General features: G+C 73.3%; 14 protein-coding genes. 6 read left to right on the top strand and 8 right to left on the bottom strand.

The features are described 5' to 3' along the window. Positions 1 to 2: 2 nt before the first annotated feature. Genes Sri02f_RS35685 through Sri02f_RS35670 form a run of 4 tightly spaced genes read right to left on the bottom strand, consistent with a single transcriptional unit; the run spans position 3 to position 3,296 of the window. Positions 3 to 935: an ABC transporter substrate-binding protein gene (locus Sri02f_RS35685; RefSeq protein ID WP_109005469.1), complete on the bottom strand. Its 933-nt coding sequence runs from the start codon at positions 933 to 935 to the stop codon at positions 3 to 5. 11 nt (positions 936 to 946) lie between these two features. Further along, on the bottom strand, positions 947 to 1,618 hold the full coding sequence (locus tag Sri02f_RS35680) for an ABC transporter permease (RefSeq protein ID WP_109005468.1): 672 nt from the start codon (positions 1,616 to 1,618) through the stop codon (positions 947 to 949). Then, positions 1,618 to 2,259, bottom strand: coding sequence for an ABC transporter permease (locus tag Sri02f_RS35675; protein ID WP_109005467.1), 642 nt, complete (start codon positions 2,257 to 2,259; stop codon positions 1,618 to 1,620). Before Sri02f_RS35675 ends, Sri02f_RS35680 begins: the two co-directional genes overlap by 1 nt. Beyond that, the gene (locus Sri02f_RS35670) at positions 2,256 to 3,296 is read right to left on the bottom strand and encodes an ABC transporter ATP-binding protein (protein ID WP_109005466.1); all 1,041 of its coding nucleotides are present in this window, start codon (positions 3,294 to 3,296) and stop codon (positions 2,256 to 2,258) included. Before Sri02f_RS35670 ends, Sri02f_RS35675 begins: the two co-directional genes overlap by 4 nt. 142 nt (positions 3,297 to 3,438) lie before the next feature. Between Sri02f_RS35670 and Sri02f_RS35665 the strand changes: the two genes are divergently transcribed. From Sri02f_RS35665 to Sri02f_RS35655, 3 genes are all read left to right on the top strand, one after another. Then, positions 3,439 to 4,947 (top strand): aromatic amino acid ammonia-lyase, encoded by a 1,509-nt coding sequence (locus tag Sri02f_RS35665; protein WP_109005465.1) that lies wholly within the window; start codon positions 3,439 to 3,441, stop codon positions 4,945 to 4,947. Then, complete coding sequence (locus Sri02f_RS35660; protein WP_109005464.1) at positions 4,944 to 5,825, top strand: MurR/RpiR family transcriptional regulator; 882 nt, start codon at positions 4,944 to 4,946, stop codon at positions 5,823 to 5,825. The genes Sri02f_RS35665 and Sri02f_RS35660 overlap by 4 nt, the downstream gene beginning before the upstream one ends. A gap of 181 nt (positions 5,826 to 6,006) precedes the next feature. Continuing rightward, positions 6,007 to 6,591, top strand: coding sequence for a hypothetical protein (locus Sri02f_RS35655; RefSeq protein ID WP_109005463.1), 585 nt, complete (start codon positions 6,007 to 6,009; stop codon positions 6,589 to 6,591). Between the two features lie 56 nt (positions 6,592 to 6,647). Here Sri02f_RS35655 and Sri02f_RS35650 read toward each other — a convergent pair whose 3' ends face one another. From Sri02f_RS35650 to Sri02f_RS35635, 4 genes are read right to left on the bottom strand one after another with little or no spacing between them, the layout of a single operon-like run. After that, entirely contained in the window at positions 6,648 to 7,022 is a 375-nt protein-coding gene (locus tag Sri02f_RS35650) for a roadblock/LC7 domain-containing protein (protein ID WP_109005462.1), read from the bottom strand. Positions 7,023 to 7,044: 22 nt separating this feature from the next. Next, positions 7,045 to 7,572 carry a roadblock/LC7 domain-containing protein gene (locus tag Sri02f_RS35645; RefSeq protein WP_109005461.1) on the bottom strand — a complete coding sequence of 176 codons (528 nt, stop codon included), beginning with the start codon at positions 7,570 to 7,572 and terminating at the stop codon, positions 7,045 to 7,047. Positions 7,573 to 7,606: 34 nt separating this feature from the next. Further along, the gene (locus tag Sri02f_RS35640) at positions 7,607 to 8,521 is read right to left on the bottom strand and encodes a transcriptional regulator (RefSeq protein ID WP_174855779.1); all 915 of its coding nucleotides are present in this window, start codon (positions 8,519 to 8,521) and stop codon (positions 7,607 to 7,609) included. Then, entirely contained in the window at positions 8,518 to 8,946 is a 429-nt protein-coding gene (locus tag Sri02f_RS35635; RefSeq protein WP_109005460.1) for a hypothetical protein, read from the bottom strand. The genes Sri02f_RS35640 and Sri02f_RS35635 overlap by 4 nt, the downstream gene beginning before the upstream one ends. 408 nt (positions 8,947 to 9,354) lie before the next feature. Here Sri02f_RS35635 and hutU point away from each other — a divergent pair, with 408 nt between their 5' ends. From hutU to Sri02f_RS35620, 3 genes are all read left to right on the top strand, one after another. Continuing rightward, entirely contained in the window at positions 9,355 to 11,019 is a 1,665-nt protein-coding gene (hutU, locus tag Sri02f_RS35630) for a urocanate hydratase (RefSeq protein ID WP_109005459.1), read from the top strand. Positions 11,020 to 11,141: 122 nt separating this feature from the next. Next, a complete protein-coding gene (locus Sri02f_RS35625; RefSeq protein ID WP_109005496.1) occupies positions 11,142 to 12,428 on the top strand; it encodes an allantoate amidohydrolase in 1,287 nt (428 codons plus the stop codon). Beyond that, positions 12,425 to 13,771, top strand: a complete 1,347-nt coding sequence (locus Sri02f_RS35620) for a formimidoylglutamate deiminase (protein ID WP_109005458.1) — start codon at positions 12,425 to 12,427, stop codon at positions 13,769 to 13,771. The genes Sri02f_RS35625 and Sri02f_RS35620 overlap by 4 nt, the downstream gene beginning before the upstream one ends. The last annotated feature ends 8 nt before the right edge of the window (positions 13,772 to 13,779 follow it).

Raw genomic sequence — 13,779 nt, 5'->3', positions numbered from 1 at the left:
CGCTAGCGGGCCAGCCCGTGCTGCCTGGCGTACGTGTTCGCCACGTCCTCGGGGTCCTTCTTGTCCTTGTCCACCTGGCGGTTGAGCTCGGTGAGCTGGGTGGTGGTGAGGACGTTGCCGAGCCTGGCGAGGGCCTTGCGGACGGTGGAGTCGGCCCGGCGGTCGGCGATGAGCGGGACGATGTGCTGGCCGGGGATGAGGTTCTTCGGGTCGCTGAGCACCACCCAGCCGTTGTCCAGGATGTCGGTGTCGGTGGTGAAGAGGTTCGCCACGTCGACGTCGCCCTTCTTCAGGGCGCCCTTGACCAGTGGGCCGGAGGAGTCCAGCGACTTGAACTCCTTGAACTCCACGCCGTACACCTCCTTGAGGCCGACCACGCCGACGCGGCGGGTCTTCACCTCGGGGGCGGCGCCGAGGACGAGCCTGCCGTTCAGTTTCGTCAGGTCGGCGAGGGAGGCCAGGCCGTACTTCCGGGCGGTCTCCCGGGTGACCGCGAAGGCGTCCGCGTCCTCGGCGAGGCCGTACGGCAGCACCTGGAGTCCGGCGGGCAGGGCGATGGTGAGGTCGTTCTGCATCTCGCCCTCCTCGGTCGCCGCGGCCTTCGGGGCGAGGTAGGTGAGGAGGGCGCCCTGGTACTCGGGCAGGAGGTCGATGTCGCCGCTTTTCAGGGCGGGGAAGACGATCTCGCGGGTGCCCAGGTTGGGGCGGACCTTCACCTTCACGCCGGCCGCCGCCAGGACGGCGGCGTAGAGGTAGCCCAGCACCTGGTTCTCGGTGAAGTTGGCGGTGCCGATGGTGACGCCGTCCTTGCTGGAGCCGCCGCCGGAGGCGGCGCCGCCCTCGTTGTCGAGGGAGGTGATGCCGCTCGCGCAGGCGGTCAGGGCGGGGACGGTCGCGGCCGCGAACAGGCCGCCGAGGATCGTGCGTCGGTTCATGTCGGGATTCCCTAGGCGTGCTGTGCGGGGCGGTGTCGGAAGAGGAGCCGCTGGACGCCGGAGAGCGCGAGGTCCAAGGCGATGGCGACGGCGGCGACCAGGACCGCGCCGCCGAGCACCTGGACGAGGTCGCGCTGGGCGAGGCCGTCGAAGACGTAGCGGCCGAGACCGCCGAAGGAGACGTACGCGGCGATCGTGGCCGTGGCGACGACCTGGATGAGCGCGAGGCGCAGGCCCGTCATGATCAGGGGGAGGGCGAGCGGCAGCTCGACCTGGAACAGCACCTGGTGGCCGCGCATGCCCTGCCCGCGTGCCACGTCCTTCACGTCCGGGTCGACGGCCGTCATGCCCGCGTAGGTGTTGGTGACGATCGAGGGGACCGCGAGGGCGACCAGCGCGACGTAGACGGGCCACATGGACAGGCCGCTGGCGAGGAAGACCAGGACGACCAGGCCGACGGTCGGCAGGGCGCGGCCGAAGGAGGCCAGGTTGATGGCGAGGAACGCGCCCCGGCCGGTGTGGCCGATCAGCAGGCCGACCGGGAGGCCGATCACGGCCGCGACGAGGGTGGCCAGCAGGGAGTACTGGAGGTGTTCGGCGAGGCGGTGGGCGATGCCGTCCGGGCCGGACCACTGGGCGCCGCTGGTCAGCCAGCCGCCGAGGTTCTTGAACAGTTCGTACATCAGGCTCGCCGCCTCTTCCACGGGGTGAGGAGGTACTGGACGCCCACCAGAGCCGCGTCGGCGACGACGGCGAGGAGGATCGTGAGGACGACTCCCGCGATGACCGGCGTCGGGAAGTCGCGCTGGAAGCCGTCGGTGAACAGCTGGCCGAGACCGCCGTCGCCGATGTAGGTGGCGACGGAGACCAGGGAGATCGACATGACCGTCGCGATCCGCACGCCCGCCATGATCACGGGGAGCGCGAGCGGGAACTCGACGGTGAGGAGCGTGCGCAGGGGGCGGGTGCCCATCGCCTTGGCCGCTTCCTTGGTCTTCGCGGGCACCGAGTCGAGGCCCTCGACCGTGTTCCGCAGCAGCACGACCAGGGTGTAGACGGTCAGGCCGATGACGGTGGTGGTGCGGGTGAGGCCGCTGATCGGCAGCAGCAGGACGAAGATCGCGATCGAGGGGATCGTGAACAGCACGTTCGAGAGGCCGAGCAGGAACCCGCGCAGGGGGCGGACCCGGTGGGCGACCACCGCGAGGGGGAGGCTGATCAGCAGGCCGAGGAGGACGGCGGTCAGCGCGGCCTGCAGGTGAGAGATCGCGAGGGTGGTCAGTTCGTCGGTGTGCCCGGATATCCAGGACCAGTCGATGGTCATGCGGCCACCCGTGCCTCGGTGTGGGCCCGGCCCGCGTGGGTGTGGACGTCGTCGCGCGAGGTCACGCCGGTGAGGACGCCGTCGGCGTCGACCCGCGCGACCAGGCCGGTGGGGGCGGCGACCGACTCGTTGAGCGCCGAGAGGAGGGAGTCGGCGTCCCTGAGGGGGCGCACGGGGACCTCGGCGCCGTCCGACGCGGACGCCCAGTGCAGGGGCCGGCGGGCCTCGTCGAGGACGAGGGTCCAGGCGCCGCCCTCGGGGGCGGGGCCCTGCGGGACGTCCGCGAGGGTCTTCAGCGAGAGCAGCTTCAGACCGCGCTCGGCGCCGAGGAAGTCGGCCACGAAGTCGTCGGCCGGGCGGGCGAGCAGCTCGGTGGGCGAGGCGCACTGGACCAGGTGGCCGCCGGTGCGGAACACGGCGATCTGGTCGCCGAGGCGGACGGCTTCGTCGATGTCGTGGGTGACGAAGACGATGGTCTTGCTCAACTCCTTCTGCAGCCTGAGCAGTTCGTCCTGGAGCTGGGTGCGGACCACGGGGTCGACGGCGCCGAAGGGCTCGTCCATGAGGAGCACGGGCGGGTCGGCGGCGAGCGCGCGGGCCACCCCGACGCGCTGCTGCTGGCCGCCGGAGAGCTGGTGCGGGTAGCGGCGGCCGGAGTCGGCGGACAGGCCGACGGTCTCCAGCAGTTCGGCGGCGCGGGCGCGGGCCCTGCGCCGGCCGTGGCCCAGCAGCAGCGGCACGGTGGCGATGTTGTCGAGCACCGTGCGGTGCGGGAAGAGGCCCGACTGCTGGATGACGTATCCGATGGAGCGGCGCAGTTCGGCCGCGTCCTGACGGGTGATGTCCTTGCCGCCGACCTCGATGGTCCCGGAGGTCGGGTCGACCATCCGGTTGATCATCCGCAGGGTGGTCGTCTTGCCGCAACCGGAGGAACCGACCAGCACGGTCACGCCGCCCTCCGGCATGTGGAGGGAGAGATCGTGGACTGCCGTCGTGCCGTTGGGGAAGCGCTTGTGGACCGCGTCGAACTGGATCATGAGTTGTCCCTTGCCCGGCTGTATAACGTCATGCAGAGTTCTCCGTAGATGAATAACTTGTCAACGGTCCGGTGTTAATCCGACGTAACGGATGACCGGAGGGCAAGATCGACTGTCCCGATTGAGGGGAGTTCGTAGCCTTATGTCGTCTCGAATCGTGGACGCATCTCCCGGAGTGGGCTCCGGTCTCGTCGTCCTCGACGGGATCGCCCTCGGCGTCGAGGACGTCGTACGCCTCGCCGACGGCGTCGCCCGGCCGGTCCCCGGCACCGACGCGACGAAGCGGATGACCGAGGCCTGGGACGCCGCCCGGCTGATCGCCGCCACCGGTCGCGTCTACGGCCGCTCCACCGGCGTCGGCGCCAACCGGAACGAGGACGTGCCCACCGAGGCGGCCGCCGAACACGGTCTGCGCCTGCTGCGCAGTCACGCCGGCGCCATCGGCGAGGAACTGCCCGCCCGGCAGGTCCGGGCGATGCTCGCCGTCCGCGCCAACCAGCTGCTCGCCGGGGGCGCCGGACTCAGGCCCAGCGTCGTCACCGCGCTGTGCGAGGCGCTGGAGAGCGGGGCGCATCCGGTCGTCAACGAGTTCGGCTCGGTGGGCACCGGGGATCTGGCCGCCCTCGCGCAGGTCGGCCTCGCACTGGTGGGAGAGCATCCGTGGCGCGGAGCAAAGGGCCCCGCACCGCAGCCGCTCGACAACAACGACGCCCTCGCGCTCATCAGCAGCAACGCCCTCACCCTCGGCCAGTCCGCCCTCGCCCTGCATGAACTGCGCGGACTTCTGCAGGCCACTCAGGTCGTCGCCGCCCTCTCGCTGCTCGCCGTGGACGGCTCGCACGAGGCCTACGCCGCCCCCGTGCACGCCGCCCGCCCGCACCGCGGCTCCGCCGAGGTCGCCCGCCGCATGCGCGAGCTGATCGGCGCCGAGGACCGGCCCACACCGCCCCTGGGCAGGATCCAGGACCCCTACGGCTTCCGCTGCCTCCCCCAGATCCACGGCCCCGCGCACGACGCCGCCGACGCCCTGGAGGAGGTGATCGCCGTCGAGATCAACGCGGCCGCCGAGAACCCCCTCATCTGCCCCGAGGACATGACCGCCTACCACCACGGCGGCTTCTACCAGGCTCAACTCGCCCTCGTCCTGGACCACTTCAGGCTGGCCCTGACCCAGGTGGCGCGGCTGTCCACCTCCCGGCTCTCCACGCTCAACGAGCCCGCCTACACCCGACTGCGGCCCTTCCTCGCCGACTCCGAGCCCGCCTCCTCCGGCGTGATGATCCTGGAGTACGCCGCCGGCGCCGCCCTGGGCGACCTGCGGGCCTTCTCCGCGCCCGCGTCGCTCGGTCACGCTGTACTCTCCCGGGGCGTCGAGGAGCAGGCCAGTTTCGCCTCGCTCGCCGCCCGGCAGACACTGCGCGTCTGCGCCGCGTACCGTCTCGTCGTCGGCTGCGAACTCGTCGCCGCCGTACGGGCGCTGCGCCAGCGCGAGCTGCGGCCCGAGCCGGGGCTGCCGGCCGGGCGGGCGCTGGAGCTGGCCGAGGCGCTGCTCGACGCCGACCAGGCCGACCGGCCGCTCACGGAGGACGTGCGCGCGGCGGCCGGACTGCTGGACCGGTTCACGGACATCTGGAGGGGGAGCGGGGCATGAGCGCGGAGACGGAGTTCGGTGAGGGCGGACCGGGACCGGGGGCGGCGGACAGTCCCGCCGCCCGGCTGCAGACGCTGTTCGAGGGGCACCGGCTGACGCCGACCCAGCGGCGCATCGCGCACAGCATGGTGCGGCGCGCCGCCGACGTGCCGTTTCTGTCCAGCGTCGAACTGGCCGAGCTCGCCGGGGTCAGCCAGCCGTCCGTGACCCGCTTCGCGGTCGCCCTCGGCTTCGACGGCTACCCCGCCCTGCGCAGGCATCTGCGCGAGGTCGCTCCCGCCGAACAGCCCGCCGACGCGGCCTCGTACAACGAGTACCAGCAGGCCGTCGAGGCCGAGATCGAGAACCTGCGGCACCTCGCCGAGGTGCTCGCCGACCCCCGTCCGGTGCGGCGGGCCGGCCGGCTGCTGGCGGCCTCCCGCCCGCTGCCCGTCCTCGGCCTGCGGGCCGCCGCCTCCCAGGCGTACGGGTTCGCGTACTTCGCCGCCAAGGTCCATCCGGACGTACGGCTGCTGCACGAGGGCGGCACGATGATCCACGACCGGATCGACGCCGCCGTCCGGGCCGGCGCCTCCGCTCTGCTCTGCTTCGCGCTGCCCCGGCACCCGCGCGAGGTCGTCGACACCCTCGGCTACGCCCGGGAGGCCGGGCTGAGCGTGGTGACGGTCGCCGACTCCGCGTTCGCGCCCGTCGCCAAGGTCTCCGACCTGCTGCTGCCCGCCGCCGTCGGCACCGGTCTCGCCTTCGACACGGCCTGTGCGCCGATGCTGCTCGGGCGGGTGCTGCTGGAGGCGATGTGCGACGACCTGCCCGACGCGCAGGCCCGGCTGGAGGAGTTCGACGCGCGGGCGGCGTCGCGCGGGCTGTTCGTGGAGTAGCCCCACCCGTGGGGACGCGCTCTTCGTGGGGGCGCGTTCTTCGTGGGGACGCGTGCTCTTCGTGGGGACGCGTGCTCTGTGTGGGGACGCGTGCTCTGTGTGGGGGCTCTCAGACTCGTCTCACGTTCGCTCACTAGTCTGCGCGGTCACGAGACTGTGCCTGAGTGACGAGGAGGCGGACGTGGCACGCGGAGGACACGGGTTGGCCCGGGTGGCGGTCGTCGTACGGGCCGGAGCCGCGCCGTTGTGGTGGTGCGGGGTGGTCGCGGCGGGGGTCGGCGCCCTGACGCCGGGCCTCACGGGACGGCGGATCGGGGTGACGGCCGGGGCGGCGCTGTTCCTCGTGGCCGCGGCGGTCACGGGGCTGCGCGGACGGCGCCGGTTCACCGGGCTCGGCGGCGGAGCCGCCCGGGCCGGCAAGCACGACGTGCTGCAGGACCGGGCGGTCACCGTCCGCACCTGGCGGCGCGGTCACCGCTGGTGGCTGCTGCTCGCCTTCCTGGCCGCGCTGGGCGGTTCCCTCGCGGCGCCCGCCGCCGGCGGGATGCTGCTCGCCGGCTGCGGGGCCGGGCTGCGCTGGAAGGCCGCCTGGCTCGGGCGGCGCGAGCGGGAGAACGACGCGCTGCTGTGGGTCCGTGTCGACTGGCTGGACCGGCGCGGCGGACGCCCGGCCGGCAAGGCCGTCAAGGCGTACCGCAGCACCGGCGTCGCGGCGGGCGACGCGGCCCCGGGCGGAGCCCGCCGCCGCACCGCTGCGCTGGTCTAGGGCCTGTCGGGCGCGGACCGGAGTCCGCGCCCCCGGCATGATCCGGGACGGGAGTCTCAGACCTCCAGGTCCTCCTCGATCTTCCTCAGCTGGTGGCGGGCCATCGCCAGGTTGGCCCGCTTGGCGTCCAGGACGAGGTACATGAAGAGTCCGTTGCCGCCGCGGCCGCTGATCAGCCGGATCAGGTGGTACTGGTCGTTCAGCGTGATCAGGATGTCCTCGATCTGTCCCTTGAGCCCGAGGTGTTCCATGGTGCGCATCTTGGCGCGCACCACGTCGGTGTTGCCCGCGGCGGCGACGTTCAGGTCGAACGTCTTGCTGCCGCCCATCGTGCCGAGCGCCATGCCGCTGGTGTAGTCGACGAGGGCGACTCCGGTCGCCCCCTCGATGGAGGCGAGGCACTCTTTCAGCGTGGTTTCGGTGTTGGCCATGACGTGTGCTCCTCGGTTCCTGTCAGCTTTCCGTGGTGGTGCGCGCGTTGGCGGTGGCCGGGCCGCGCGCCGTTCTGGTCCGTACGGTCGGGGGCTTGGCCGGTGTGCGCACCGGCGGCTTGGCGGGGGGCTGCGGCGGCGGCTCGGCGGGAGCGGCCCGCGTCTGCCGCGCCGCCGCCTCCCGGGCGTCCACGAGCTCCCCGAGGCGGGCCCCGGCACGGCGGCCCTCCAGGTGCAGCCGGCCGACGTTGACGCGGTCCTGCGCGAGCAGGGTCAGCACGGCGGACTCGCCGGCCGCGTACGTCGCGACGTAGCCGTACCGGCCGCGCACGAGCAGCTCGCGGAAGTCGCCCTGGCCGGTGGTGTCCGCCATCCGCACGGCGACGCCCAGGGCGGCGGCGGTCAGCGCGGCCACCACCTCCGGCTCCACGCCGGGCGTGTCGTGGGCGAGGACGAGGCCGTCCACGCCGGCCGCGAGCGCGCCGGTCAGCTGGGGCACCCGGGCCCGCAGCCGCCGCAGTTCGTCGAGTATCTCGGGCGCCGAGGCCATCAGCTCGCTCCTCTCGGCGCGCGGTCGCTGCCGTTCAAAGGGCCTCCAGCGCATCCCTGAGCCTCTTCAGCAGGGTGATGTCGGGGTCGTTGACGCGGGGCAGCGTGATGCCCGGCGAGGGTGGGGCCGCGGCCGTCCCGGTGCTCTCGGCGAGTGCGTGGCGGGGCGGGAGGCCGGGCACGGCCGCGGTCGCGGCGTGGTGGACGCGCGGCGGCGGGAAGAGGGCTGTCAGCAGCCCCGCCGCCGCCAGCCGCCGGACGTCCACCAGGGTGTGGAAGGCCTGCCGGCCCAGCTCGCGGGCGATGTCCGGCGCGGTGCGCACGCCGTCCGCCAGGGCCAGCACCGCGCTCTGCCGGGCGGTCGGCGTCGGCGCGGCGACGGCGTCGGACCGGCGCAGCGGCGCGCCGTCGGACAGCGGGTCCGGCCAGAGACGGTTCAGCAGCTCGCGCCGGCGCAGCGTCTCGCGCTCGACCGCGTCGACCGGGACCGGCCGCACGGCGCCCAGCCAGTGGCCGGCGCCGTAGCGGAAGTGTCCCGGGGTGCTGCTGGGGGCGAGCGCGAAGTAGGCCGCGTCGAACACCGCCTCCAGATGGCACAGCTCCAGCGCGCCGCGCGGGACACGGCCGGCGTCGAGCAGCAGACGGGCGGCGCCGTACTCCTCGTCGGCCCGGTCCACCGCGTCCTGCCAGACGGCCGGGGCGAGGGTGCCGTGGGCCAGGAGGAGCACGTCGAGGCCCGGGGCGAGCGGGCTCTCGGCGTGCACCACGCGGCCCTCGGCGAGATAGAGCGAGCCGCGCTCGCGCTCCAGGACGCCCGTCGCCCGCTCGGCCGCGAGCCGGGTCAGCATCGGCGACAGCGCGCCGCCGCGATCCCGGGCCCCGGACTTCTCCCGCACGGGCAGCCGGGGCGGTGGGGTCGTCCCCTGGGGGTGCGTTCTCACCGCGGTCACCCCAGCACCAGCCGTCCGGCCATCTCGCCCAGCCGGATCCGCGCCAGCGCCAGGTTGCCGTCCGGCCGGCCCAGCCACACGTGCAGGAAGACGCTGCTGTCGAAGGACGTCGGCACGAACCGCAGCACGTGGTAGCTGTCCCGGTTGCTGATGATCAGGTCCTCGACCGGGGGATCGACGCCCGCCCCCGGTCCGGCCGTTGCGTCCGCGTGCTCGTGACGGTCGTAGCCGTCGGGCGTGAACGCCCGCTGCTCGGCCGTGAGCCGGGCGACCTCGGCGGCCTCGGCCGCGGCCGCCTCGTGGTCGCCGCCGGGGAACTCCCCGACCGAGCCCAGGGCCAGCCCGCTCGTCCAGTCGACCAACGCGGCGCCCCGTGCGCCGGGCAGCCGCATGGCCTCCAGTAGACACTCGTCGATTCCGGGCACCGTTGGCTCCCCTCCCGCCTGCGGTTCGGCTGAGTGATGAAGAAGCTACGCAACGTAGGCGCGAGAGGGTGAGTCTTCTGGCATTTTCCAGCGGAACATGCGGCGGGGTGGCTAACGTGGGTCGACTGACCTCGTTCCGGGCCGGGCGTCGCCCCATGTGTCCCTTCAACACCCGCTCGCCGGCGCTCGTCAACGGCGTGCGCGCCTCAGCGGGGTGGTGAGCCGGGCGATGTGCGCCCCCTGTCCGCCTGTTCGCCTCCTCCCTCTTCCGCCTCCCCCCGGGCTTTTCCTGTCTCCCCGGGCCGTAGCTCGTCGCACCCGTGTATTGACTAGCTCTATTCAGCGCGTCAGGATGTGAATAAGAACAGCAAAATCCGCCGGGATCACCCATCCGCAAGGAGGCCGACCATGTCAGGACCCCGCCCCGTACGAGCGCCGCGCGGTACGGAACTGAGCGCCCTGGGATGGCAGCAGGAGGCCGCGCTGCGGATGCTGCAGAACAACCTCGACCCCGAGGTCGCCGAGCACCCCGACAAGCTCGTCGTCTACGGCGGCACCGGCAAGGCCGCCCGCGACTGGCGCTCCTTCGACGCGATGGTCCGCACCCTGAGGACCCTCAAGCAGGACGAGACCATGCTCGTCCAGTCCGGCCGCCCGGTCGGGGTCATGCAGACCCACGAGTGGGCCCCGCGCGTCCTCATCGCCAACTCCAACCTCGTCGGCGACTGGGCCAACTGGGAGGAGTTCCGCCGGCTGGAGCAGCTGGGCCTGACCATGTACGGCCAGATGACCGCCGGGTCCTGGATCTACATCGGCACCCAGGGCATCCTCCAGGGCACCTACGAGACCTTCGCCGCCGTCGCCGCGAAGAAGTTCGGCGGCACTCTGGCCGGGACCATCACCCTCACGGCCGGTCTCGGCGGCATGGGCGGCGCCCAGCCGCTCGCCGTGACGATGAACGACGGCGTCGCGATCTGCGTCGACTGCGACCCGCGCGCCATCGACCGCCGCATCGAGCACCGCTACCTGGACGTCAGGGCCGACGACCTGGACCACGCGCTCCGGCTCGCCGTCGAGGCCAGGGACCAGCGCAAACCCCTCTCCATCGGCGTCCTCGGCAACGCCGCCGAGGTCGTCCCGCAGCTGCTGGCGATGGGCGCGCCCGTCGACATCGTCACCGACCAGACCTCCGCCCACGACCCGCTGGCCTACCTGCCGACCGGCCTCGCCTTCGAGGACATGGCCGACGCCGCCGAGAAGGACCCGGCCGGCTTCACCACCCGGGCCCGCGAGTCGATGGCACGGCACGTCGAGGCCATGGTCGGCTTCATGGACGCCGGCGCCGAGGTCTTCGACTACGGCAACTCCATCCGCGGCGAGGCCCGACTCGCCGGGTACGACCGGGCGTTCGCCTTCCCCGGCTTCGTCCCCGCCTACATCCGCCCGCTGTTCTGCGAGGGCAAGGGCCCCTTCCGCTGGGCGGCCCTGTCCGGCGACCCGGCCGACATCGCCAAGACCGACAAGGCGATCCTCGACCTCTTCCCGGAGAACGAGTCCCTCGCCCGCTGGATCAAGCTGGCCGGTGAGCGCGTCCACTTCCAGGGCCTGCCCGCCCGTATCTGCTGGCTCGGCTACGGCGAGCGCGACAAGGCCGGCGAGCGCTTCAACGACATGGTGGCGTCGGGAGAGCTGGCGGCCCCCCTCGCCATCGGCCGCGACCACCTCGACTGCGGTTCCGTCGCCTCCCCGTACCGCGAGACCGAGGCCATGCTCGACGGTTCCGACGCGATCGCCGACTGGCCGCTGCTGAACGCCATGGTCAACGTGGCCTCGGGCGCCTCCTGGGTCTCCCTCCACCACGGCGGCGGCGTCGGCATGGGCCGCTCCATCCACGCCGGTCAGGTCTCGGTGGCGGACGGCACCAAGCTGGCCGGTGAGAAGATCCGCCGGGTGCTGACCAACGACCCCGGCATGGGCGTCATCCGGCACGTGGACGCGGGGTACGACATCGCGGAGTCCGTCGCCGACGAGCGGGGCGTGCGGGTGCCGATGCACGAGGGTGATGCGCAGTGACGGTTGACGGCGGCCGTCCGGCGGGGGCCGAGCCCCCGTCGCCCGCCCCCACCGGCCCGCGCCACGAGCACCCGCGGCCGCATGAGCCGCGGCCCGCGGTGGCCGGCGCCTCCTTCCAGGAGATGTGGCGTGAACTCGCACCCGTCGGGCGCCACCGCGACACCGGCGGCTACCGCCGCTACGCCTGGACCCCCGCCGACGCCGACTGCCGGGCCTGGTTCCGGCAGCAGGCCGAGGGACGGGGACTGACGTACGAGGTCGACCGCAACGGCAACCAGTGGGCCTGGCTCGGGGACCCGACCGCCGGGGACGCCGTCGTCACGGGATCGCATCTCGACTCCGTGCCCGACGGCGGCGCCTTCGACGGGCCCCTCGGGGTCGTGTCCTCGTTCGCCGCCCTGGACGAACTGCTCGCCCGGGGCGTGCAGTTCGCCAAGCCGCTCGCTCTCGTCAACTTCGGGGACGAGGAGGGCGCCCGGTTCGGGCTCGCCTGCGTCGGGTCGCGGCTCACCGCCGGGCAGCTCACCGTCGAGCAGGCGCACCGGCTCACCGACGGCGACGGGATCACCCTGCCGCAGGCCATGGAGGCCGCCGGGCACGACCCCGACGCTCTCGGCGCCGACCCGGAGCGGCTCGGCCGCATCGGCGCGTTCGTGGAGCTGCACGTCGAACAGGGCCGCGCCCTGGACCTCAGCGGCGACCGGGTCGGTCTCGCGAGCGCCATCTGGCCGCACGGGCGCTGGCGGTTCGACTTCCGCGGCGAGGCCAACCACGCCGGCACCACCCGTCTCGTGGACCGGCGCGACCCCATGCTGTCGTACGCCGAGACGGTCCTCGCCGCCCGCCGCGAGGCCGAACTCGCGGGCGCCGTCGCCACCTTCGGCAAGATCTCCGTCGAGCCGAACGGCGTCAACGCCATCCCCTCCCTGGTGCGCGGCTGGCTCGACTCCCGCGCCGCCGACCAAGGGACCCTGGACCAGGTGGTGGGCGGCGTCGAGAAGGCCGCCCGTGAGTACGCCGAGGCCCACGGCGTCGACCTGGACGTCGTCCGCGAGTCGTTCACGCCCGTCGTCGAGTTCGACCACGCCCTGCGCGACGAACTGGCCCGCATCCTGGGCGGCGGCTCCGGCCGGGATCGTGTCGTCGGCGGAAGTGGCGGAAGTGGCGGAAGTGGCGGAAGTGGCGGAAGTGGCGGGAGCCGGGGTGACACCGGCCTCAGGGTCCCCGTGCTCGGCACGGGCGCCGGACACGACGCCGGAATCCTCTCCGGGAGCATCCCGACCGCCATGCTGTTCGTGCGCAACCCCACGGGCGTCTCGCACTCGCCGGCCGAGTTCGCCGCCGAGGACGACTGCGTGGCCGGGGTGCTCGCGCTCGCCGACGCACTGGAAGGGCTGGCCTGCAAGTGACGCACCCCCACACGCGGACGTACTGGCTGGAGCACGCCTGGCTCGACACCCATGTCGAACCGGGAGTCGCCGTCGAGGTCGCGGACGGCCGGATCACGGCCGTCCGCACGGACGTGCCGACCCCGCCCCCCGGCGCCGAGATCCTGCGCGGCCTGACCCTGCCGGGGCTGGCGAACGCCCACTCGCACGCCTTCCACCGCGCCCTGCGCGGAACCGTCCAGGTCGGCTCCGGCACCTTCTGGACCTGGCGCGAGGTCATGTACTCGGTCGCCGACAGGCTGACCCCCGAGACGTACCACGCACTGGCCCGCGCCGTGTACGCCGAGATGGCGCTGGCGGGCGTCACCTCCGTCGGCGAGTTCCACTACGTGCACCACGCCCCCGGCGGCGCCCGCTACGCCGACCCCAACGCCATGGGCGAGGCCCTGATCGCGGCTGCCGCCGACGCCGGCATCCGCATCACCCTCCTCGACACCGCCTACCTGTCCTCCGGCTTCGGACAGCCGCCCACCGCCCACCAGCTCCGGTTCTCCGACGGGACCGCCGAAGCCTGGGCCGAACGCTGTTCAGTTCTCAAGGAACGGGATCACGCGCGGATCGGGGCGGCGATCCACTCCGTGCGGGCCGTGCCCGCCGACCAGTTGGAGACCGTCGCACGGTGGGCCGAGGAGCGGCGGGCCCCGCTCCATGTGCACCTGTCCGAGCAGACCGCCGAGAACGAGGCCTGCCGGGAAGCCCACGGGTGCACCCCGACGCAGCTGCTCGCCCTGCACGGGGTGCTCGGGCCGCGCACCACCGGCGTCCACAACACCCACCTCACCGCCGAGGACGTCTCCCTCATCGGCGGCAGCGGCACCGGCACCTGCATGTGCCCCACCACCGAACGCGACCTCGCCGACGGCATCGGACCCGCGGTCGCCCTGCAGAACGAAGGGTCCCCGCTCTGCCTCGGCTCCGACAGCCACGCCGTCATCGACCTGCTCGAAGAGGCCCGCGCGATGGAACTCGACGAGCGCCTGCGCACCCGCACCCGCGGTCACTGGACCGCGGCCGCGCTGCTGCGCGCCGCGTCCGCCGACGGCCACGCCGCCCTCGGCTGGCAGGAGGCCGGGGCGATCGAGGAGGGCGGCCTCGCCGACCTCACGACCGTCGCGCTCGACTCGGTCAGGACAGCGGGGCCACTGCCCCGGCTCGGCGCCGAGACGGCCGTATTCGCCGCGAGCGCGGCGGACGTCCGGCACACCGTCGTGGGCGGACGGCATGTCGTACGCGACGGGGCGCACACGCTCGTGCCCGACGTGCCGCAGGCCCTCGCCCAGGCCGTCGACGCCCTGCGCGGCTGACCGCCGTC

It is taken from the genome of Streptomyces rishiriensis (assembly GCF_003112535.1).
In the GTDB taxonomy this organism is placed as follows: Bacteria; Actinomycetota; Actinomycetes; order Streptomycetales; family Streptomycetaceae; genus Streptomyces; species Streptomyces rishiriensis.
The sequence above is the reverse complement of the archived record's forward strand: the minus strand, read 5'-3'. Positions and strand labels throughout refer to the sequence as shown.

Bases quoted from the DNA above. Each gene is read 5' to 3' on its own strand.
- Sri02f_RS35650 (WP_109005462.1), bottom strand. From the start codon at position 7,022: ATGGCCAACACCGAAACCACGCTGAAAGAGTGCCTCGCCTCCATCGAG.
- Sri02f_RS35665 (WP_109005465.1), top strand. From the start codon at position 3,439: ATGTCGTCTCGAATCGTGGACGCATCTCCCGGAGTGGGCTCCGGTCTC.
- Sri02f_RS35660 (WP_109005464.1), top strand. From the start codon at position 4,944: ATGAGCGCGGAGACGGAGTTCGGTGAGGGCGGACCGGGACCGGGGGCG.
- Sri02f_RS35675 (WP_109005467.1), bottom strand. From the start codon at position 2,259: ATGACCATCGACTGGTCCTGGATATCCGGGCACACCGACGAACTGACC.
- Sri02f_RS35645 (WP_109005461.1), bottom strand. From the start codon at position 7,572: ATGGCCTCGGCGCCCGAGATACTCGACGAACTGCGGCGGCTGCGGGCC.
- hutU (WP_109005459.1), top strand. From the start codon at position 9,355: ATGTCAGGACCCCGCCCCGTACGAGCGCCGCGCGGTACGGAACTGAGC.
- Sri02f_RS35670 (WP_109005466.1), bottom strand. From the start codon at position 3,296: ATGATCCAGTTCGACGCGGTCCACAAGCGCTTCCCCAACGGCACGACG.
- Sri02f_RS35685 (WP_109005469.1), bottom strand. From the start codon at position 935: ATGAACCGACGCACGATCCTCGGCGGCCTGTTCGCGGCCGCGACCGTC.
- Sri02f_RS35680 (WP_109005468.1), bottom strand. From the start codon at position 1,618: ATGTACGAACTGTTCAAGAACCTCGGCGGCTGGCTGACCAGCGGCGCC.
- Sri02f_RS35625 (WP_109005496.1), top strand. From the start codon at position 11,142: ATGTGGCGTGAACTCGCACCCGTCGGGCGCCACCGCGACACCGGCGGC.